The sequence below is a fragment of the Lentzea sp. NPDC003310 genome, from assembly GCF_040610935.1.
Lineage (GTDB): Bacteria > Actinomycetota > Actinomycetes > Mycobacteriales > Pseudonocardiaceae > Lentzea.
The window spans coordinates 397,975-419,277 of sequence record NZ_JBEXNC010000007.1 but is presented as its reverse complement, the minus strand read 5'-3'; the positions used below and the strand labels follow the sequence as shown (position 1 = coordinate 419,277).

18 protein-coding genes and 1 tRNA gene are annotated in these 21,303 nt (G+C 70.3%); 15 read left to right on the top strand and 4 right to left on the bottom strand.

The window, feature by feature from the left end:
• Positions 1–351 precede the first annotated feature (351 nt).
• On the top strand, positions 352–1,923 hold the full coding sequence (locus tag ABZX02_RS17160; RefSeq protein ID WP_355299128.1) for a beta-N-acetylhexosaminidase: 1,572 nt from the start codon (positions 352–354) through the stop codon (positions 1,921–1,923).
• A 1-nt stretch (position 1,924) separates the two neighbouring features.
• On the opposite strand, the gene ABZX02_RS17155 is transcribed toward ABZX02_RS17160, so the two are convergent.
• Positions 1,925–3,262 carry an aldehyde dehydrogenase family protein gene (locus ABZX02_RS17155; RefSeq protein ID WP_355299126.1) on the bottom strand — a complete coding sequence of 446 codons (1,338 nt, stop codon included), beginning with the start codon at positions 3,260–3,262 and terminating at the stop codon, positions 1,925–1,927.
• A gap of 196 nt (positions 3,263–3,458) precedes the next feature.
• Here ABZX02_RS17155 and ABZX02_RS17150 point away from each other — a divergent pair, with 196 nt between their 5' ends.
• The 8 genes from ABZX02_RS17150 to yidC all read left to right on the top strand — a co-directional run bounded on the left by ABZX02_RS17150 (position 3,459) and on the right by yidC (position 9,524).
• Positions 3,459–4,814, top strand: coding sequence for a GAF domain-containing protein (locus tag ABZX02_RS17150; RefSeq protein ID WP_355299124.1), 1,356 nt, complete (start codon positions 3,459–3,461; stop codon positions 4,812–4,814).
• A gap of 68 nt (positions 4,815–4,882) precedes the next feature.
• Positions 4,883–6,157 carry an NAD(P)/FAD-dependent oxidoreductase gene (locus ABZX02_RS17145; protein ID WP_355299122.1) on the top strand — a complete coding sequence of 425 codons (1,275 nt, stop codon included), beginning with the start codon at positions 4,883–4,885 and terminating at the stop codon, positions 6,155–6,157.
• Positions 6,135–6,677, top strand: a complete 543-nt coding sequence (locus tag ABZX02_RS17140; RefSeq protein WP_355299120.1) for a DUF402 domain-containing protein — start codon at positions 6,135–6,137, stop codon at positions 6,675–6,677. Before ABZX02_RS17145 ends, ABZX02_RS17140 begins: the two co-directional genes overlap by 23 nt.
• Entirely contained in the window at positions 6,644–7,261 is a 618-nt protein-coding gene (locus ABZX02_RS17135; protein WP_355299118.1) for a uridine kinase, read from the top strand. The genes ABZX02_RS17140 and ABZX02_RS17135 overlap by 34 nt, the downstream gene beginning before the upstream one ends.
• Before the next feature lie 46 nt (positions 7,262–7,307).
• Positions 7,308–7,853, top strand: coding sequence for an RNA polymerase sigma factor (locus ABZX02_RS17130; RefSeq protein ID WP_355299116.1), 546 nt, complete (start codon positions 7,308–7,310; stop codon positions 7,851–7,853).
• Positions 7,850–8,572 (top strand): hypothetical protein, encoded by a 723-nt coding sequence (locus tag ABZX02_RS17125; protein WP_355299114.1) that lies wholly within the window; start codon positions 7,850–7,852, stop codon positions 8,570–8,572. The genes ABZX02_RS17130 and ABZX02_RS17125 overlap by 4 nt, the downstream gene beginning before the upstream one ends.
• Before the next feature lie 10 nt (positions 8,573–8,582).
• Positions 8,583–8,867, top strand: a complete 285-nt coding sequence (locus ABZX02_RS17120) for a DUF6412 domain-containing protein (protein ID WP_355299113.1) — start codon at positions 8,583–8,585, stop codon at positions 8,865–8,867.
• A 39-nt stretch (positions 8,868–8,906) separates the two neighbouring features.
• Entirely contained in the window at positions 8,907–9,524 is a 618-nt protein-coding gene (yidC, locus tag ABZX02_RS17115) for a membrane protein insertase YidC (protein WP_355299111.1), read from the top strand.
• Here yidC and ABZX02_RS17110 read toward each other — a convergent pair.
• Positions 9,506–11,017: a helix-turn-helix domain-containing protein gene (locus tag ABZX02_RS17110; RefSeq protein ID WP_355299109.1), complete on the bottom strand. Its 1,512-nt coding sequence runs from the start codon at positions 11,015–11,017 to the stop codon at positions 9,506–9,508. The genes yidC and ABZX02_RS17110 overlap by 19 nt on opposite strands.
• 110 nt (positions 11,018–11,127) lie before the next feature.
• Between ABZX02_RS17110 and pruA the strand changes: the two genes are divergently transcribed.
• Positions 11,128–12,753, top strand: coding sequence for an L-glutamate gamma-semialdehyde dehydrogenase (pruA, locus tag ABZX02_RS17105; protein ID WP_355299107.1), 1,626 nt, complete (start codon positions 11,128–11,130; stop codon positions 12,751–12,753).
• 88 nt (positions 12,754–12,841) lie between these two features.
• Positions 12,842–13,765 carry a proline dehydrogenase family protein gene (locus ABZX02_RS17100; RefSeq protein ID WP_355299105.1) on the top strand — a complete coding sequence of 308 codons (924 nt, stop codon included), beginning with the start codon at positions 12,842–12,844 and terminating at the stop codon, positions 13,763–13,765.
• On the opposite strand, the gene ABZX02_RS17095 is transcribed toward ABZX02_RS17100, so the two are convergent.
• Positions 13,752–16,166 (bottom strand): hypothetical protein, encoded by a 2,415-nt coding sequence (locus ABZX02_RS17095; protein ID WP_355299103.1) that lies wholly within the window; start codon positions 16,164–16,166, stop codon positions 13,752–13,754. The genes ABZX02_RS17100 and ABZX02_RS17095 overlap by 14 nt on opposite strands.
• A gap of 176 nt (positions 16,167–16,342) precedes the next feature.
• Between ABZX02_RS17095 and ABZX02_RS17090 the strand changes: the two genes are divergently transcribed.
• The 4 genes from ABZX02_RS17090 (at position 16,343) to ABZX02_RS17075 (ending at position 20,414) form a co-directional block, all read left to right on the top strand.
• Positions 16,343–17,986 carry a bifunctional 3'-5' exonuclease/DNA polymerase gene (locus ABZX02_RS17090; RefSeq protein ID WP_355299101.1) on the top strand — a complete coding sequence of 548 codons (1,644 nt, stop codon included), beginning with the start codon at positions 16,343–16,345 and terminating at the stop codon, positions 17,984–17,986.
• Between the two features lie 112 nt (positions 17,987–18,098).
• Entirely contained in the window at positions 18,099–19,490 is a 1,392-nt protein-coding gene (locus ABZX02_RS17085; RefSeq protein ID WP_355299099.1) for a carbohydrate-binding protein, read from the top strand.
• Positions 19,491–19,544: 54 nt separating this feature from the next.
• A tRNA-Val gene (locus tag ABZX02_RS17080) sits at positions 19,545–19,616 on the top strand.
• Between the two features lie 156 nt (positions 19,617–19,772).
• Positions 19,773–20,414, top strand: a complete 642-nt coding sequence (locus tag ABZX02_RS17075; RefSeq protein ID WP_355299098.1) for a helix-turn-helix domain-containing protein — start codon at positions 19,773–19,775, stop codon at positions 20,412–20,414.
• Here ABZX02_RS17075 and ABZX02_RS17070 read toward each other — a convergent pair.
• On the bottom strand, positions 20,396–21,223 hold the full coding sequence (locus ABZX02_RS17070; protein WP_355299096.1) for a hypothetical protein: 828 nt from the start codon (positions 21,221–21,223) through the stop codon (positions 20,396–20,398). The genes ABZX02_RS17075 and ABZX02_RS17070 overlap by 19 nt on opposite strands.
• Positions 21,224–21,303 lie beyond the last annotated feature (80 nt).

Genomic DNA, 21,303 nt, shown 5'->3' with positions numbered 1-21,303 from the left:
CTTCTTCTTTTTTTTTGTGTTTTCAAAACTACATCTTTTTTTCTCCTTTTCCCCACCCCTCTTCACGTGTGGCCCGCTCTTGGCTCGGCTCGTGATGGGACCCCACCGCCAACGCAAACATCTACGCAACAGGCAGCCGCTCTGAGCAACAGGCGTGCCATCAACCCGCCCACAGCGCGGACCCCCTGATCAGATTGCCGGGGTCTGGGGCAGAGCCCCAGGGGAAGCACGCAACAGGCGGCCCGCCAACGCAAAGGAACCACCAACGAAACCGACGCGCCCAAAAAATTGGTCTAAACCTTGACACCGAATCCCCACCCCTGAAACGGTGAAACCACGCCCCGGAGGGGCGTGAAGTCGACACAACTGCAGGCCGCGCTGACCGCGCTGGCGATCGCCGGATCAGGAGTGCTGGTGACCGAACAAGCAGAGGCCGCCCCCGCCACCACCCTGCAAGAGCTGGTCCCCCAACCAGCCCAGGTGAAGCCCCACCCAGAAATCACCTTCACCCTCACCAATTCCGCGAAGATCCAAGTAGCCACCCCCGAGGCCCAAAAACCGGCAGAACTGCTGGCATCAATCCTCCGCCCCTCCACCGGCTACGACCTCCCGATCGAACAGGACAAAGCACCAACCGACGGCATAGTCCTGACCGCGGGAGCAGACGAGAAAACGGGCCCAGAGGGCTACCAGCTGGACGTCACCCCCAACCAGGTGGTCATCCGAGCGAACACCACCGCGGGCCACTTCAACGGCATCCAGACCCTGCGCCAACTCCTGCCGCCCCAGATCGAGGCCAAGACCAGACAGCACGGCCCGTGGCACATCCCGGGCGCGAGCATCCTGGACCACCCCAGGTACCACCACCGCGGCGCCATGCTGGACGTCTCAAGGCACTTCTTCACCCCAGAACAGGTCAAGCGCTACATCGATCAGATCGCCGCCTTCAAGATCAACTACTTCCACCTGCACTTGACCGACGACCAGGGCTGGCGGCTGGAGATCGAGAGCTGGCCCGAGCTCACGAAGATCGGCGGCAGCACCGAGGTCGGCGGCCGCACCGGCGAGCTGTTCTACACCCAGGACCAGTACCGGGACCTTGTCGCGTACGCGGCGGACCGGGGCATCACGGTCATCCCCGAGTTCGACATGCCGGGACACACCAACGCCGCCCAGGCGAGCTACGCCGAACTGAACAGCGACGGCGAGAAGAAGTCGCTCTACACCGGCATCGAGGTCGGCTTCAGCTCGTTGTGCATCAACGAGGACATCACGTACCGGTTCGTCGAGGACGTCATCCGCGAGGTCGCCGCGATCACGCCCGGCCCGTACCTCCACATCGGCGGTGACGAGGCGCTCTCCACACCCGACGCCGACTACCAGACGTTCATGGACCGCGTGCTGCCGTTGGTGGAGAAGTACGGCAAGACGACGGTCGGGTGGCACGAGTACATCAAGACCACCGAGGACACGAGCGTCATCCCGCAGTTCTGGGGGACCACGACGACCGACGACAACGTCGCCGCGGCTGCCGAGCGCGGCAACAAGGTGCTCATGTCGCCGGCCAACCGGATCTACCTCGACATGAAGTACGACAAGGACACCGAGCTCGGACTCGACTGGGCTGGGCACGTCGAGGTCAAGGACTCCTACAGCTGGAACCCCGGCGCGTACCTGAACGGTGTGACCGAGGCGAGTGTCCGGGGCGTTGAGGCTCCTTTGTGGACGGAGACCGTCCAGACGTCCGCCGACATCGAGTACATGGCGTTCCCGCGGCTGCCGGTCGCGGCGGAACTGGGCTGGGCGCCCGCGAGCGCGCACGACTGGGACCGGTTCGCGCCTGCGCTCGGCGCGCAGGCACCCCGGTGGAGGGTGCAGGGCGTCAACTTCTACGCGAGCGGCCAGGTGCCCTGGAAGCAGTGAGCTAGAAGTAGCCCTGCCCGCGGTCGGAGTAGCTGACCACGAGGTGCTTCACGCGGCGGTAGTCGGCGAGCACGGCGGTGTTCGCCGGGTACGCGTAGTAGTTGTTGATCCACACCCGCTCGGCGCGCAGGTCGTGGCCGACGTTGTGCGCGAGGACGACGTCGCGGCACCAGACGCCGGCGCCGAGCTGGGCGGTGGCCTCGTTCGCGATCTTCAGCGCGTCGTCGCGGTCGTCGAAGCGGGTCACGGACACGACCGGGCCGAGCACGTCGTCGGCGAACACGGCGGAGCGGTGGTCGCCCTCGAAGATCGTCGGCTGCACGTAGTGGCCGGACGCCTCGCCGCCCACGACCAGGCGCGCGCCCTCGGCCTTGCCGCGCTCCACGTACGCAAGAACTCGATCGCGTTGCGCAAGACTCACGACAGCGCCGACCATCGTGTCGGTGTCGAGCGGGTCGCCCATCCGCAGGTTCTGCGCACGGACCGTCACGAGGTGCAGGAACTCCTCGTAGACGGCGGTCTGGATCAACGCGCGGGACGGGGCCGTGGCGATCTCGCCCTGGTTGGCCGCGAACATCGCGAAGCCCTCCAGCGCCTTGTCCAGGAAGCTGTCGCGCTGCGCGGTGACGTCGCCGAAGAAGATGTTCGGACAGCGGCCGACCTGCACGGGGTGGTCGGCGGAGCCGGTGACGACGTTGACGACGCCGGGCGGCAGCAGGTCGGCGATCACGCCCAGCAGCACGTGGATCGAGGCCGGCGTCTGCAGCGCGGGCTCCAGCACGACGGCGTTGCCGGCGGCGAGCGCGGGCGCGAGCACGCGGCAGGCGTTCATCAGCGGGAACGTCCACGAGACGCGCTCGTGCACGACGCCGAGCGGCTGGAACGTGCGGTAGTCGACGGTGTTGCGGCCGAGCTGCTCGACCTCGCCCACCTCGGCGCGGATGACGGCGGCGTACTGGCGGAACAGCTCGATCAGCATCGGCAGGTCGGCGACCAGGGCCTCGCGGACGGGCTTGCCGTTGTCCCACGTCTCGGCGACGGCGAGCTCGGTCGCGTGCTCCTCGATGCGGTCCGCGATCTCGACCAGCACCGTGGCGCGCTCTCGGGGCGTGGTGCACCCCCACGCCCGTGCGGCGCCACTGGCGGCGTGCAGCGCACGGGCTCGGTCGGCGTCGGTGCCGCGGGCGACCTCGGTGAACACGTCACCGGTCACCGGGGTGACGTTCTCGACGTACTCGCCGGCCACGGGCGACACGTAGTCGCCGCCGATGAAGTGGTCGTACCTCGCTCGGTACGCGACCACGCTGCCGGGCTGACCCGGTGCCGCGTACTGCGTCATTGCGACTCCCTGCCGAAAGAGGCCCACCGGCGGAGTGTGGTGGGGAAAATGAGAAAGTAGGCAGCAGAACGTTGCATGCTCGTTGCAAGCCGTGGATGGATCAGTGGCCCACGAACCCGGGCAACACGCACTGTTGCTGAGTCGAGTCAGAGACGCCGTGTTGAGTGGCACTCGCACGGTGAATTCGCCACGCTCAGTGATTTCCGCGTCGTGGCAGCGATCACTCGCCGCCAACGTCGATCCCGACCTGCACACCGCGCCGACCGTGTTCGCCGCCGACGAGCTCTCCGACCTGCGCGAACGGCATCCGCTGCACCCGACGCTGCCGGTGCTGCGCGACACGTTGCTGGGCTTCGCCGAGGAAGCCAAGCACATCATGATCGTCGCGGACGCCCAGGGCCACATCCTGTGGTGCGAGGGCTCCAAGGACACCCGCGGCAGCGCCGAGGACGTCGGCCTGGCGGAGGGAACGCTCTGGTCGGAGGGCGCGGCCGGGACGAACGGCATGGGCACCGCGCTCGCGGTGAACTCCCCCGTCACGGTCCACTCGGCCGAGCACCTGGTCCGGACCTACCACCACTGGACGTGCGCGGCGAGCCCGATCCGCGACCCCGACACGGGCACCACGATCGGGGTCGTCGACCTGAGCGGCCCGATCGAGACCGTCCACCCCTCGATGGTGGCTCTGGTCTCGGCGTCGGCCCGGCTCGCCGAGTCGGAGATGCTCGCGCGGATGCACGCCCAGGACGAGGAGCTGCGGGCCCGCAACATGCGCCACCTCCTCGCGCTGCGCGGCCAGCCCGGCGCGCTGCTCAGCCCGACCGGCCGGGTGGTGGCCGCCGACCCGTACGGCCTGCTGCCCGCGCGGGTGGACGTCTCCCGCGACCGGGTGGAGCTGCCGGACGGCCGCGAGGCGGTGCTGGAGCCGCTCGCCCAGGGCTACCTGCTGCGCATCCCCCGCCAGCGGCACGTCCGGCGCGGCGTGCTGTCGCTGTCGTTCCTGCTGCCCGAACCCAAGGTCGTGCTGGACGGCCGCGAGGTGCCGCTCTCGTTGCGGCACGCGGAGATCCTGTGCGCGCTGGCGTTGCAGGGCAGGCTCACGGCCGACCAGCTCGCGCTGCACCTCTACGGCGAGCGGGGCAACCCCACGACCGTGCGCGCCGAACTGCACCGGCTGCGCGCCCAGCTGGGCCCGGACGTGCTCGCGACCCGGCCGTACCGGCTCACCGCCGACGTCGAGACCGACTTCCTGGCCGTGCGCGCCGCGCTCAAGGACGCCGACGTGCCGCTGGCCGCGAGCCGGTACCGCGGTTCACTGTTGCGCCGCTCCGAGGCCCCCGTCGTGCGGGCAGAGCGGGACGACCTCGCGACCGGCGTGCGCAAGGCGGTCCTGCAGCGCGGCGACGCGAACGCGCTGTGGACGTTCACCCAGACCGACTCGGGCGAGCACGACGTCGAGGCACTGGAACAGCTGGTCAGGCTGCTGCCACCGGACGACGTCCGGCTCGCCCTCGCGACCGCCAGGCTCCGGAGACTGCACTACGACGACTGACCGCCGTTGACAAGAGTCTCAAAACCTGAATATCTTCCTTGCTAAGAGACTTAGTAGGGGAGGCTGTCATGCGCGTACTCGTCATCGGAGCGGGGACCGGTGGCCTGTGCCTGGCGCACGGGCTGAAGAAGGCCGGCGTGGACGTGGCGCTGTTCGAACGCGACCGCACGCCGCGCAGCATGCTGATCGGCTACCGGGTCGGGATCAGCCCGGACGGCAGCAAAGCGCTGCACAGCTGCTTACCACCGGCCGTGTTCGCGGAGTTCGTCCGCACCACGGCCAGGCCGCCGAAGCACATCGTCATGCGGACCGAGAAGTACAAGGAGCTGCTGGTCGGCGAGGTCGACACGAACCTCGACGACAGCCGCAGCGAGAAGTCCGTCAGCCGGATCGCCATGCGCACGGCGCTGCTGAACGGCCTGGACGACGTCGTGCGGTTCGGCAAGACGTTCACGCACTACACCCAGCACGACGACGGCACGGTCACCGCGCACTTCGAGGACGGCACGTCCGAGACCGGCGACGTGCTGGTCGGCGCGGACGGTGCGCAGTCCAAGGTGCGCCGGCAACGCCTGCCGCACGCCAAGGTGGTCGACACGGGCATCACGTCGATCGCGGGCAAGCTGCCGCTGACCGACGAGAACGCGAAGCTGCTGCCCCCGCTGGCCGACGGCGGCATCACGCTGCTGTTCGGGCCGCACGGCGAGTTCGTGATCGTCCACGTCATGCGCTTCGACGGCACGGGCGTCGAGGACGACTACATCATGTGGGGCTACGCGGCCGCGCACGACAAGTTCCCGGACCTGAACGGCATGAGCCCGGCCGAGCTCAAGCAGGTCGTGCTGAACCTGACCCCGCGCTTCCACCCGGACCTGCGCGAGCTGTTCGCGAAGGCCTCACCGGAGACCGTGTTCCCGATCAGGGTCCGCACGTCCGAGCGCCTCGAGCCGTGGGAACCGAGCAGCGTCACCATGATCGGCGACTCGGTGCACCTCATGACCCCCGGCCGCGGCATCGGCGCGAACACGGCACTGCGCGACGCGGAACTGTTGTGCCGCAAGCTCGCCGAGGCCGACCGCAGCGGGAACACCGTGCAGGCCATCGGCGAGTACGAACGGGAGATGGTCGAGTACGGCTTCCACGCCGTGGAGGCGTCGCGCGAGATGATGGACGGTACGAGCCTGATCCACAAGCCCGTGATCGGACGGGTCGCGGCCGCGTTCTCGCGGACGTTCCTGCGCGTGACGAACGCGGTGCCGCCGCTCAAGCGGAAGATGCTGGCGGAGGACGCCGCCGAGCGTGATCACGTAAGTTCTGCGCATGAGGTCGTTCACGCCCGGTGAAGTGGTGGTGCGGCGTGAGGTGCTGCACGGCAAGGTCTGGTCGGAGATGCCGACCAGGGTCGTCGCCGACGAGCCGGGACTGCTCGCGGTGTTCGTGGAGCCGGGCACGCGCCTCACCTACCCCGACCACCACCACCCGCACCCGTGGGACCAGCCCGACCGCGGTTTCTGGCGCGGCCACGGCAAGCTGATGCTGCACCGCCCGCAGGACGCCTACTCCGTCGACCTGTTCTGGAAGGGCGAGGACAGGGTCTTCGGCAACTACTACCTGAACCTGCAGGCGCCCTACCGCCGCGTCGAGGACGGGTTCGAGACCCTCGACCACGCGCTCGACTACACCCTCGCCCCGGACGGCACGTGGGCGCAGCGCGACCTCGACGAGTTCGAGGAGCAGGTCGCGTCGGGCAAGTACTCCGCACGCGAGGCCGAGGAGATCCGGGCCGAGGCCCTGAAGATCGAGAAGATGCTGGCGTCCGGGGACATCTGGTGGGACACGGCCTGGGCGGACTGGCAGCCGTGAAGGTTCGGCCGCTGACCTTCGACACGCTCGTCGCCGAGATCGTCGACCAGGTGTCGGAGCTCGACGGACGGGTGCGCGTCCTGATCGACGGCGCACCCGCCGCCGAACCCGGCAGGCTCGCGGACGCCGCCGTGGAACCGTTGCGCGCCTTGGGTCGCGCGGTGCAGCGGGTGTCCCTGCAGGACTTCCTGCGCCCCGCTTCGGTGCGGCTGGAGCACGGCCGCACGGACTCGTACTCGTACCGGCACGACTGGTTCGACTACAAGGGGCTGCAGCGCGAGGTCCTCGACCCGGCGCTGGACGGCCGCGTGCTGCCCTCGTTGTGGAACGCCGCCACCGACCGGGCGAGCCGCGCCGAGTACGTCGACCTGCCGGAGAACGGGGTCGTGCTCGTCGACGGCACGCTGATGCTCGACCGGTGGCTGCCGGCCGAGCTCACGGTCCACCTGTGGCTCTCCCCCGGCGCCTTGAAGCGCAAGACGGCCGAGGAGTGGACGCTGCCCGCGTTCGACGACTACGAGCCGTCGGCCGACCTGTTCGTGCGTTACGACCACCCCGAACGGCCGGGTCTGGTCGAGTCGTGAACCGCCCTCCCCCGCGCGGACATAGGCGGGGAAGAGAGGAGGGTCCGTGACCGACGAAGAACTCTGGGGGCGGGTCCGGACCGGCGACGGGGACGCGTTCGGACTGCTGTTCGAGCGCCACGCCCAAGCCGTGTTCGCCTACTGCCTGCGCCGCACCGGTACGTGGGCGGGCGCCGAGGACCTGGTGTCCGTGGTGTTCATGGAGACCTGGCGCAAACGCACGTCCGTGAGGGTCGAGGAGTCCCTCCTGCCGTGGCTCTACACCGTCGCCCTGGGCGCCACCCGCAATCACCAACGCGCTCGCACGCGGTACAAGGCCGCGCTGGGCAAAGTTCCGCCGGCGCACGCAGACGACGATCACGCCGATGACGTCGCACGGCGCGTGGACGCCGAGGCCAGGACACGGGCGGTGATCGCGGAGTTGGAGAACCTGCCCGCAGGCGACCGGGAGGTGCTGGAGATGTCCGCGTGGTCGGACCTGTCCCAGGCGCAGATCGCGCAGGTGCTCGGCATCCCGGTCGGCACGGTGAAGTCCCGTCTCGCTCGCGCGCAACGCACCGTGCGAGGCGCACTGGTGGAGGAGGCGCTGTGAACATCACCCCGGACATCCCGCAGCTCGACCCGATGCGGCTGCAGGTCCGCAAGCACGCGCTGCTCACCGAGGTCAGCGCGAAGCCGTCCCGCCGGTGGTGGCGCTTCACGGTGCCGGCGACAGCCCTCGTGGCCGCCGTGGCCGTGACGCTGGTGCTGTGGACGCCGACGAACCAGGACGCCGCCGCGGCGTGGACCGCCGAACCGAGGGCGCCCGGCGACCTGGCACCCGTGCTGGCGGACTGCGGGAAGACGCTCGACCGGCACGACGCCGAACGGGGCGTGAACGGACCGGACTGGCCTGCTCCGCGGGACGTGGCCGTCGTCGACCAGCGCGGAGACATGACGATGGTGCAGTACATCGGTCCGCAGTCCGAGATGCTGTGCCTGCGGACACCGACGGGCGTCGGCGCGAACGGACGCGGGAACCTCCAGGACCAGGAACCGCTCGGCGACCGGCTGTTCGCCGACTTCGTCCCGTCCGTGGGCATGTACGACGTGGATGGTCGCAACGCCATGACCGTCATGAAGGGACGGGTGAGCCGCGCGGTCGGCAAGGTGGTCATCGGCACCGACGACGGGCTGGAGGTGACCGCGACCATCGGCAACGGCTGGGTCCTGGCCTGGTGGCCGAGCCTGGGCAAGCCGAAGGACGTCAGGCTCTACGACGAAACAGGCGTTGTCCTGCAGACCGCCCCCATTCCAGTCAAGTCCAGGTAGTCTGCAGGGCATGTGGCGACCGGAGACCAAGCAGCGGGCGATGCTCCTGCTCGCGGTCTTCCTGCCTGCCCTCTACGCCTTCACGCTGTTCTCGTCGCCCACCGAGGTCGTCGCGGCCGTGACCGCGCTCGCCCTCGCGTTGATCGTGGTCGTCGCGCTGGTGCCGCTGTCGGTGGCACCGGCGCGGTCGCTCTCGATCCGCGAACGAGCCCAGCGCACGGCACAGCTGCGGCTGCGAAACCCCGACGCAGCAGGCAAAGCCCGTCCTCGAGCACCGGGATGCCGGACGTTCTGACACGTCCCGCAAGCCCAACTCAAGACGGAGAAACCACCCTTGTTCGCTGACCTGGGCGCTGCCCTGGCGAGCTTCGGCATGCCCGCGCTCGCCATCGTGCTGTTCACCATCGTCGTGCGGCTCGCGCTGCACCCCTTCTACCGCGCGGCCGTGCGCGGCGAGAAGGCCAAGGCCAAGCTCGCGCCGGAGATCCAGAAGCTGCAGAAGAAGTACGGCAAGGACCTGGTGCGGTTCTCGGAGGAGTCGCAGAAGGTGTACAAGAAGAACGGCGTCTCGATGTTCGCGGGCATGCTGCCGATGCTCGCGACCGTCCCGTTCTTCATGGTCATCTACCAGGTCGTCACCACGCCGAACCCGTTGCTGGAGGGCACGTTGTTCGGCGTCTCGCTCGGCACGCACTTCACCAACGGCTTCGCGTGGGTGTTCTTCGTGCTGTTCGGCCTGCTCGCCGCGGTCGCCTACCTGACCGTGAAGTGGCAGCAGTCGCGGATGACGATCACACCCCAGCCGGGGTTCATGACCGGGCTGATCAAGGTGCTGCCGTTCGGCACGCTCCTGGTGGCGGCCTACCTGCCGCTGGCCGCCGGGCTGTACCTGCTCACCACGACGACGTGGACGATCGCGGAACGGGCGCTGCTCTACCGCATCCTGAGCTGAAGCTGGGCGACGAGCCGGACGAGCGGGTCGTCCAGGTCCAGGTCGATCCGCTTGAGCCGGTACCTCAACGTGTTCGGGTGCACGTGCAGACGGTCCGCCGCCGCGCGCACGTCACCCAACGCGTCGAGGTACGCCAGCAGTGACTTCGCGAGCTCCGGGTCCAGCGCGTCGATGCGCGGATCCCGGATGCGCGGGTTGTCCTGCAGCAGCGCCAGGATCTCACTCACGAGGACCTGCGAGCGGACGTCGGCGAGCGTCGCCACCTCGGCGTCGAGGTCGCGGGCCATCGCGTCGAGCACGCGTTCGGCCTCCTGCCGCGAGACCTGCGCGTCGTCCAGTGTGGACACCGTGGAGCCGACCGCGGCCTGCACCGCCGTGTGCAGGTGACGGCGTGCGGTGTGGACGATTTCCTTTGTCAGGTTCAGGAGCTGGGCGTTCGGGGCTAGGTCCGGCAGCAGGACGTAGGTGCGTCCGCCGGACTCGCTGACCAGGGCGCTGCGCCGGTACGCGGCCGCGTGCACGGAGATCAGGCCGGTCATCTCGGCGCGGCGCAGCTCGTGCTCGCTGCGGTCGCCCTCGGCGCTGCGGACCGCGAACACCACGACCGCGGCGGGTTTGCGCGGGTCCGCGCCGATCTGGCCGGCGACCGTGGCGGCGTCCATGCGGCCGGTGAGCAGTGCGGCGAGCAGGTTCTCGCGGAACCGCGAGGTGGGCTGGTTGCGCTGCTGGATGAGGTGCGGGGCAGTGACGCGGGCAGCGCCGAGCAACGCCCGTTCGGCCTGCTCGGTCAGCGGCTGGTCGCCCTCCTGCACCCAGATCGAGCCGAGCGGCTGCTTGCCCGCGTGGATGCCGACGGCGATGCGGCGGCGGATGCCGAGCTCGGGGCGTTCGTCGATGCGCACGACCTCCTCGCCGGAGCGGAGCAGGTTGTAGACGCCCCACTCGCGCAGCATCTTCAGGTACGGCTCGGGGCCCTGGCGGCCGAGGATCGACAGCCGGCGCAGCTCGTCGACCTCGTCGGACGAGCGGGAGTACGCGAGCACGCGGCTCGCGGTGTCCTCGATGCTGACGATGCCGCCGGTGAGCGTGGCAATCGTTTGCGCGAGCGCGAACAGGTCGCCGAGGACCTCGCCGTCGTCGGTGGTCGTGGTCAGCACGCCCTTGGCGAGCGACTCCAGGTGGCCCCAGCGGACCTCGGGCCGGACCTCGATCAGCGCGACTCCCGCGTCGGTGGCCGCCTGGGCGAGCGCCGGCGACGACTCCTTCACCGCGACGGCCGCCGCCTTCGCCCGTCCGGAGGCCCTGACCAGCGGCAACGCGGCCCGGCCCCGTGCGCCGATCAGCAGGGCCAGATCACCTGCGGCAACATCGGGTGGGTCGTCCGGGTCCACGATCACGACGTCGCGCACGTCCACCTCCAGGCCCTGCGGAGCGACCTGCAGTTCGACGAGGGGATCGCCGAGCGCGATCAGGATGTGGCGGAGGCTCGACACTGTCCGATCGTACATCTGACCTGATGAATCTTGGCCTGTTGGACAACCGAGGCCACGTCGCCCGGACTTACGGTGTGCGTACCGACGCTGACGTGAAGAGGAGTTGCCGAGTGGACGCGGTCACCCAGGTTCCCGCCCCGGTCAACGAGCCGGTCCTGCAGTACGCCCCCGGTACCCCGGAGCGTGCCGAACTGCAGGCGAAGCTGGCCGAGCTGCAGAAGGAGCCGCTCGAGCTGACGCTGACCATCGGTGGCGAGCAGCGCATGGGTGGCGGCGAGCGGTTCGACGTCGTCCAGCCGCACAACCACCGCTCGGTCCTCGGCACGCTGGCCAGCGCGACCCAGCAGGACACCGTCGACGCCCTGGCCGCGGCCCGCGAGGCCGCCCCGGCGTGGCGCGCGATGTCGTTCGACGACCGCGCGGCGATCATCCTGCGCGCCGCCGACCTGCTCGCCGGCCCGTGGCGCCAGACGCTGAACGCCGCGACGATGCTCGGCCAGTCGAAGACCGCGATCCAGGCGGAGATCGACTCGGCGTGCGAGCTGATCGACTTCTGGCGCTTCAACGTGCAGTTCGCCCGCAACCTGCTGAGCGAGCAGCCGATCTCCTCCCCCGGCGTCTGGAACCGCACGGACCACCGTCCGCTCGAGGGTTTCGTCTACGCCATCACGCCGTTCAACTTCACGGCCATCGCCGGCAACCTGCCGACCGCGCCCGCGCTGATGGGCAACGTCGTGCTGTGGAAGCCGTCGCCCACCCAGTCGTTCGCCGCGCACCTCACCATGCGGCTGCTGGAAGAGGCGGGCATGCCGCCCGGCGTCATCAACCTGCTGCCCGGTGACGGCCTCGCGGTGTCCGAGGTGGCCCTCAACTCTCCCGACCTCGCGGGCATCCACTTCACCGGCTCCACCGCGACGTTCCAGAAGCTCTGGGCGCAGGTCGGCGCGAACATCGCGAACTACCGCTCGTACCCGCGCATCGTCGGCGAGACCGGCGGCAAGGACTTCATCCTCGCGCACCCGTCGGCCGACCCGGACGTGCTGCGCGTCGCCCTGATCCGCGGTGCTTTCGAGTACCAGGGCCAGAAGTGCTCCGCCGCGTCGCGCGCCTACGTGCCGCGGTCGGTGTGGAACAAGATCAAGGACCAGTTCCTGGCCGAGGTCGACGCGCTGACCTACGGCGACGTCACCGACTTCTCGAACTTCGGTGGCGCGGTGATCGACCGCCGCTCGTTCGACAAGCTGTCGGGCGTGCTGCAGGCCGCTCGCGCGGACTCGTCGCTGGAGATCGCCGCCGGTGGCACGGCCGACGACTCGGACGGCTTCTTCGTCCGCCCGACCGTGCTGCTGGGTTCGGACCCGGCGAACTCCGTGTTCACCACCGAGTTCTTCGGCCCGGTGCTCGCGATCCACGTCTTCGAGGACGCCGACTACCTGACCGTGCTGGGGCAGATGGAGAGCGCGGCGCCGTACGGTCTGACCGGCTCGATCATCTCGCGTGACCGCGCCGCCGTGGCGCACGCGCAGGAGGAGCTGCGGTTCGCCGCCGGCAACTTCTACGTCAACGACAAGCCCACCGGTGCCGTCGTGGGCCAGCAGCCGTTCGGCGGCGGCCGCGCGTCCGGCACGAACGACAAGGCGGGGTCGGTCCACAACCTGCTCCGCTGGGTCAGCCCGCGCTCCATCAAGGAGACCTTCGCGGCGCCCACCTCCCACCTCCACCCGCACCAGGGCTAGATCCGGCCCTCCTGAGTGAGGGGAACGTCGTTGCGCCACAAGCACTTCGACGTTCCTCTCACCTTTCACACCCTGAGGACGTGAACCTATGTTGCGCTCCAGCCTTCTCCTGGCGTCCCGCAGCGCGGGTGCCCGCAAGCTCGTCGAGTCGACGCCGCTGACCCGGCCCGTCGTCGAGCGGTTCGTCGCCGGCGCCGACGTCGACTCGGCGATCCGCGCGACCGCCGAGGTGGTCGGCGACGGCCGCCTGGTGACCCTCGACCACCTGGGCGAGGACACCTTCGAGGAGGCCCAGGCGGGTGCCACCGTCGAGGCCTACCTGACGCTGCTGGCCCGGTTGGAGGCGCAGGGGCTCACCGAGGGCGCCGAGGTGTCGGTCAAGCTGTCCGCGGTAGGCCAGTCGCTGCCGGTCGACGGCGAGAAGATCGCGCTGGAGAACGCCCGGCGCATCTGCGCGGCGGCCGCCGTCGTCGGCACGACCGTGACGCTCGACATGGAGGACCACACCACCACGGACTCCACGCTGGGCATCCTGCGGGAGCTGAGGGTCGACTTCCCGTGGGTCGGCGCGGTGCTGCAGGCGTACCTGAAGCGCACCGAGCAGGACTGCCGCGACCTCGCGCACGCCGGATCGCGCGTGCGGCTGTGCAAGGGCGCCTACCAGGAGCCCGCTTCCGTTGCCTACCAGGACAAGCACGACGTCGACCTGTCGTACGTGCGCTGCCTGAAGATCCTCATGGCGGGCGAGGGCTACCCGATGGTGGCCTCGCACGACCCGCGGCTGATCGCGATCGCCGCCGACCTCGCGTCCGCGCGGTCGAAGGACTCCTACGAGTTCCAGATGCTGTACGGCATCCGGCCCGAGGAGCAGCGCCGCATCGCCGCCGAGGGCAACCGCATGCGCGTGTACCTGCCGTACGGCGACGAGTGGTACGGCTACTTCATGCGCCGGCTCGCCGAGCGCCCGGCCAACGTCGCGTTCTTCGCCCGCTCGCTGCTCACCACGAGCTGAGCTCCTCGGCCGTCTCCAGGGCGAACTGCAGTTTCACCGGCTCACCGGCCGCGCGGAGGATCTCCACCGCGCGGCGGGTGAGCCGGAGTGCTTTGTCCGTGTCGTGCCTCGTCTCCGCGCACAGGCGGCCGTAAATCGTCAGGGCGTCGGCGTACCCGGCGTTGCGCTCCAGCTCCGGTCCCGCCAGGTGCCACAGCACCACGGCGGTGTGCGCGGTGTTGCGCGCCTCCTCCTTCCGCTCCGCGCCGCGCAGCCGGCACACGTGCTGCTGGAGCGCGGAAAGGTACGCGGTGGGGGCCGTGCGCGGGGTCAGCGCCCGGCAGACGCCGACCGCGAACTCGGACAGCCGCAGCGCGCGGACGTGGTGGTCCGATTCGGACAGTGCGCGGGCCGTGCTCTGCAGTGGTGCCACCAGTTTCGGGCCGAAGAAGTCGATGAGCTGCGACGGCAGGCGGTGGCAGAGGTCCAGGCACTCGTCGGCGGTCTCCAGCGCCTCGGCGTCGAGTCCGCGCAGGAGTTGCTGCTCCACCAACGTGGCGAGGGCGACGACGAGGCCGGTCTGGTTCCACACCAGGTCCTGCGCGACCAGGCCGCGGTACACCTCGACGGCCTCCTCGGCCGCGCCGACGTCGCCGACGACCTGTGCGACGTTGAGCAACGCGGAGCCCAGGCCCTTGCGGTCGCCCGTCTCACGCCACAGCATCACCGCTTCGCGCGCGGTGAGGGCGGCGTCCACGTCGTCGGCCAGCACGAGCAACGCCTGGCTGCGCCGCGTCAGCGCGTCCGCCAGGTCGGTGCCGAACGTCTCGGGGTTCACGACGGCGAGGCGGCGGAACAGGTTCACCGCGTCCTTCAGCGTCTCGTCGGCCTCCTGCGCGAGCCCCAGGTCGAGGAACACCGCCCCGGCCGCGACGAGGTTGCGGGCCAGGTCCGGCTCGTAGCGCGGGTCCTCCTCGGCGAGCGCCTGCCAGGTGCCGAGCGCGAGGTGCATCGAGTCGGCCGCCTGCTGCCGGTTCCCCTGCGCGTGGAACCGGTGCGCGAGCACGCCGGCGACGCGCGCGAAGTCGGCGCGGAAGAGCGCGGGGTGGTTCTGCGCGAGCTCCTGGAACAGCAGCGTGGCGCGGCTGATGGCGGTCATCGCCTCCTCGTCGCGGCCGAGGGTCTGGTAGCGGTAGCCGATCTGCTCCAGGGCGGACGCGAGCTGCGGGGTGGTCTCCGGGTCGTCGAGCGCGATCTCGTGCCAGAGCGCGATCGCCTCCTCCGAGACGGCGAGCACCTCGTCGTGGCGCTGAGCGTTGATGAGCCGCAGTCCGAGGTCCCCCAGCGCGTCCGCGAGCAACGGCCGGTTCTCCGGGTCGCGCTCCACCAGTTCGCGGTAGCACTCGACCTCGGCCTGCGAGGCCTCGACGGACTCCTGGCGCAGGCCGCACAACATGGTGCGGGCGCTGAGCATCCCGTACATCTCGGCGCGGTCGAGGACGTCGCCCGCCCGCTCGACCAGGCGGCGGGTGAGGATCGACGCGATCGCGTCGGTGGCGAAGCGCTCGTCGCGGAAGACCTGCCGGGCGATGGTCTCGGTGGTGGCGCACGACCCGATCTCGGCGGCGATCCGCAGGCTGTCGCAGGCCATGTCACGCACGACCTCCGGGGTGCCGGTGACGAGGTCGTCGAGCCGCGGGCGCAGGTGCGGCCACCGCTGGGCGGCGCGGGCCAGCAGGTCCGGGTCCGGGTCGTCCGGGGTGACGACGGCGAGGTGGTCCTCGGCGACGCGACCGGTCGCGGAACCGTCCTCGTGCTGGAGCAGCCGGCGGACGAGCTGGGTGCGGTTCACGTCGCACGGGTCGCCGCGGACGACCGCCAGCGCGGCCATGTGCAGGTCGAGGACGGTCTCCTGGGCGATGTTCGGCGGGGGCTCGTCCGGCGCGGTGACGTCGAGCTGCTTCGCGAAGTGCTGGCAGGCGAGCGTGAACGACTCGGCTCGGTCGTCGAGGGTCGGCGTGAGGTCGACGGCCAGGACCTCGTGGTCGAAGTCGGCGATGCGCTGACGGGTGGAGGACCACCACCAGCCCGTGGTCCGCGCCGCGAGCAGCACCCGCGTGCGCGCCGGGCCCTGCCGCAGCGTGTCCTGCAGCAGCTCGAAGACGGCCTGCCACGGCAGCCGATCGGCGTCGTCGACCACCAGCAGCCTGCCGTGCTCGGCCTCGTCCCAGTGCGCCTCGGCGAAGCGCTGGAGCAGCCTGGTCTTGCCCGCGCCCGCCGGGGCGTGCAGCAGCAGGGAGGCCCGGGGTGCGGCGCTGTCGCGCCAGAGCTCCAGGGTCTGCAGCTCGGATTCTCGGCCGTGGAAGGGGACCACCTGACGGGTGGGATCCAGCAACGCGGCGACGCTGAGTGCTCGGTCCACCACTTCATAGTCGGACGCGGGTCAGGCCAGGGGTAGGAAGACCACACCATCGTGGTCTTTTCCCGTTTTTCCTTCACTCCATCGCCGACTCGCTTGGAGAACGTCCAACAGCTACCGGCCCACGTCCGGTTCAGCCTGGACTGAAATTGTCGGACCCCCTCGGCACAATGGGAGACGTGCTGGTCGCTCTGGTTGCCGAGGCGGACGGTGCGGGCCGGTGGCAGAAGCTGGACGACGACGGGACCCCGGCGGGTCCCGCGATGGCCGCTGCGTCGCTCGCCTCCGCCGTCGCGTCGCTGGAGCGCGCCCACCGGCCGCGCTGGGTGTGGGCGGACACGTCCGAGATCTACCCGCTGCTGCTCGCCGCCGGGGTGCGCGTCGACCGGTGCTGGGACCTGCACCTGACCGAGGCGCTGCTGCTCGGCGTCGAGGGCCGCCACCGCGAGCCGAAGGAGCTGGCCGGCGCGCTGGCACGGGTGCTCGGGCTGCCCGCTCCCGCGGACGTGGGGCCGCCGAAGAAGGACGACGCGCTGACGTTGTTCGGGCCGGAGCCGGTGGCGCTGCCGGGCGACACGGACCCGTTGGCCGCGCTGTCGCTGGTTTTCCGGGCGCAGCAACGGAATCCGTCGATCGGGCTGCTGATCGCGGCGGAGTCGGCGTCGGCGCTCGTGGCGGCGGAGATGACGTTCCACGGGCTGCCGTGGCGGGAGGACGTGCACGTCCGGTTGCTGGAGGAGGTGCTCGGGCCGCGTCCCGCGCCCGGTCAGCGGCCGAAGCTGTTGCAGGCGTTGGCCGAACAGATCCAGGAGGCGTTCGGCGGCCGGGAGATCAACCCGGACGCGCCGGCCGGCATCGTGCGGGCGTTCGCGCGGGCGGGCGTCGAGGTGCCGTCGGCGCGGCGGTGGGTGCTGAAGAAGGTCGATCATCCTGCTGTGGCACCACTTCTGGACTACAAGGAGCGCGCACGGCTGTGGGTGGCGCACGGCTGGACGTGGCTCGACGCGTGGGTGTCGGACGGGCGGTTCCGGCCCGACTACGTCGTCGGCGGCGTCGTCACGGGGCGGTGGGCGTCGCGCGGCGGTGCGGCGTTGCAGATCCCGCGGCTGATGCGGCAGGCGGTGATCGCGGACGACGGCTGGTGCCTCGTGGCGGCCGACGCGTCGCAGCTCGAACCGCGCATCCTCGCCGCGTTGTCCGGCGACGAGCGGCTGATCGAGGTGTGCGGCGACGAGGACCTGTACGCGGCGCTGGCGGCGGACTCGTTCAAGGGCGAGCGGCCGCGCGCGAAGATCGCGATGCTGTCGGCGATGTACGGCGGTACCTCGGGCGAGGCCGGGCCGCTGCTCGCCGTGCTGCGCAAGCGCTTCCCCACCGCCGTCGGGTACGTGGAGGCCGCCGCGCAGGCGGGCGAGCAGGGCCGGATGGTGCGCACGAGGCTGGGCCGCACCTCGCCCACGCCGTCCGCGGCCTGGCAGGAGCTGACCGGCGGCGCCGACGAGGCGGGCAACGTGTCGAGCTCGTCGCGGCAGGCCGCGCGGAACTGGGGCAGGTTCACGCGGAACTTCGTGGTGCAGGGCAGCGCGGCGGACTGGACGGCGGCGCTGCTGGGCGTGCTGCGGACGAGGCTGCCCGCGGCCGCGCACCTGGTGTTCTTCCAGCACGACGAGGTGCTGGTGCACTGCCCGCGTGAGGACGCCGACGCCGTGATCGAGGCGATCGCCGAGGCCGGGCGCGAGGCGACGCGACTGCTGTTCGGCGAGACGGCCGTGCGGTTCCCCATGAACGCCGTGCCCGTGACCTGCTACGCCGACGCGAAGTAAGTCCAAACGAGACGGTCCGGTGCGCGCCGTTCGTCCGAACGGGCGCTTGTTCTTACGCCGTGAGAGCGCTCTCATAAGTGGACTGCACCCGTGACAAGGAGGTCACTCGCGCATGAAGCAACGCCGCCGCGTCCTCGCGGCCACGACAGCGCTAATTGCCGCGGTACCCCTGGCGATCGCCGCCATGTCCGCCAACGCTTCGATCCCACCCCCTGCATCGGGATGGACGCAGGTGTGGGGTGACGACTTCAACGGTTCCAACGGATCGCTGCCGTCGAGCGCCAACTGGATCATCGACACCGGCCACGGCTACCCCGGCGGACCTGCCAACTGGGGTACGGGCGAGATCCAGAACTACACGAACAGCACCAACAACCTGAAGCTCGACGGCAACGGCAACCTGCGCATCACCGCGTTGAAGGACGGCGCGGGCAACTGGACGTCCGCGCGCATCGAGACCCAGCGCTCGAACTTCAAACCGGCCGCCGGCGGCAAGCTCGCCATCGAGGGCCGCATCCAGATGCCGAACGTGACGGGCGAGGCCGCCCTGGGCTACTGGCCCGCGTTCTGGACGCTCGGCGCGCCGTACCGCGGCAACTACTGGAACTGGCCGGGCATCGGCGAGTTCGACATCATGGAGAACGTCAACGGCATCAACTCGGTCTGGGGCGTTCTGCACTGCGACGTCGCGCCCGGCGGTGCCTGCGGCGAGTTCACCGGCATCGGCAACTCGCGGACGTGCCCCGGCTCGTCCTGCCAGAGCGCCTTCCACACGTACCGCTTCGAGTGGGACGACGCCGCGAAGACGTTCACGTGGTTCGTCGACGGCCAGTCGTTCCACCAGGTCACGCAGGCCCGTGTCGGCGTGAACGTGTGGAACGCGATGACGTCGCACGCGGGCCACTTCATCCTGCTCAACCTCGCGATGGGCGGCGCGTTCCCGAACGCGCTCAACAACAACCAGCCGACCCCTGTCGCGGCCACCCAATCCGGGCACTCGATGGTCGTGGACTACGTGGCCGTCTACTCGGCTGGCGGCACGACCCCGACCACCACCACCACCACCACCACCACGACCACGACGTCGAACCCCGGCGGTGGGGGTTCCGCGTACAACGAGATGCAGGCGGAGAGCGCCTCCGAGCGCTCCGGCGGCTCCGTTGCGCCCGGTGATGGCGGTTCGGGCGTGCACCAGATCGCGAACGGCGGCTACCTGAAGTTCTCCGGCGTCAACTTCGGCACCGGTCCCGCCCGCCAGTTCTACGCCCGCGTCGCCTCCGGCGCCGGGGGCGGGGTGAGCGGCCTCGTCGAGGTGCGGCTGGGTTCGCGCACCGCGACGCCGGTCGGGTCGTTCGCGGTCGGCAACACCGGTGGCTGGGACGCGTGGAGAACCATCCCCGCGAACATCTCGAACATCTCGGGGACGCACGACGTGTACGTGACGTTCACGAGTGGTCAGCCGTCGCCGTACGTGAGCGTGAACTGGGTGAAGTTCGGAACCTGACCCCCTGGGAGCGCCGGGGTGGGCCCGTCCGTTAAGCTGTCATCGCACGACCACGGATGATTAGCTCAGCGGGAGAGCACTACCTTGACACGGTAGGGGTCACTGGTTCAATCCCAGTATCGTCCACGGTTCTCGGGGCGAGTGGTGTTCGCGGAAAGCGCGAACCTGCTCGCCCCGTTGTGTTTTCCGGGGGTGCAACCCCAGACCCCGCCCGGCGGGCTACGCCCCCGGACCCCCGCCCGCGCGCCGTTCGCTGCTTTTCCCAGCGGGTACGGTCGGGGCGTGTACGCCGAACGTCCCGCTCCCGCGGGCCTGGCCTGCCTGTGGACGCGCACGGTGTCGTCGCCGACTGTGCAACGCGTGGTGCCGGACGGCTGCACGGATCTGATGTGGACGCCCGCGTCGGGCGCGTTGTTCGTGGCCGGACCGGACACCGAGGCGCAGCTCGCGTCCGTCTCCCCTGGCACGTTGTACGGCGTGCGGCTGCCGCCGGGCGCGTTCCCGTCGGTGTTCGGAGTGCCCGCCCACGCCGTCCGGGACCAGCGGGTGCCGTTGTCCGAGCTGGTCCCCTCGGCCAGGCTGGAGACCTTCTCGGACATGGTGGCGTTCTGCGCGTCGCGGGTGGTCGTCGATCCCGCGCTGGCGGCGACGGCGTCGTTGCTGCGGTCCGGTGACGTCTCGTCCGCGGCCTGGGAGATCGGGCTGAGCGAGCGCCAGCTGCGGCGGCGGTGCCTGGACGCGTTCGGCTACCCGCCCAAGGTGCTGCAACGGGTGCTGCGGTTCGACACGGCGTTGCGGCTCGCGTGGGCCGGTCGCCCGTTTTCCGCCGTGGCGTCCGAAGCCGGCTACGCCGACCAGGCGCACCTGGCCCGCGAGGTGCGCGCGCTGGCCGGAGTCCCGCTGGGTCAGCTGATCCGGCCGTAGCGGCGCAGCGTCAGCAACGAGTCCATCGTGGCGATGGACCGCCATTCGAAGTTCACGACCGGCGTGAACGCGGGGAAGCCGAAGTTCCAGCCGCCGTCCTCCTGCTGGCCGTTCTGGAGCGCGTCCAGGTCCTTGCTCAGCTCCTCCTCGGAGAACCACCCCCGCGCCAGGCTGTCCGGCCCCTGCGCGAACTCGTGCGGGTCCAGCCCCTCGCCCTCCGCGTACCCCTCGGTGCTCGGCGTGAGGTGCCGGAGCTTCTCGGCGGCGAGCTCGGCGCGGGCCCGGTCGGGCACCACGTCCAGGAACATCGCCGCACCGCGCAGCTCGTACGGGTGGGTGTGCTCGAGCTTCTCGATCTCCTGCCAGCAGTAGTCCGTGGCCCGGTCGAGCCACGGCCCGGTGACCCCGAGCGCGTGCAGCGCGGCGGCGATCTGGCTGGTCAGGAGCAGCCCGCCCTGGTCGTCGGCCTGCACCCACGGCGCCTTGGGGTGGTCCTTCGAGGTGGACAGCCCGAACGGCACGCTGCCGTCCGGACAGGTGGCGTCGAGCCAGGTCAGCACCGACGCGGCGAGCTCGGGAGCGTTCACCTCGCCGAACATCTGGAGCGCGCGCAGGGCGTGCAGCGGCTGGCTGGTGGGCCCGCGGTGGTCGGGCTCGAGCCCGTGCCCGTACCCGCCGTCGTCGTTGCGGTAGGCGAGCACCGCCGAGACCACGTGCTCGGCCTTGCCACCGTCGAAGGCGTGCTCGAACCAGCGTTGTTCCAGCGTGCGGGCGTTGAGCCAGAGGAAGGTCCTCGCTTGTCCGATCATGCCCCGAACCTAGGCCGGTCGGCCCGCGAGGTCTTGAACGAATCGGCCATGTGACCTGATCTGCTGATTCGTTCTCCTCC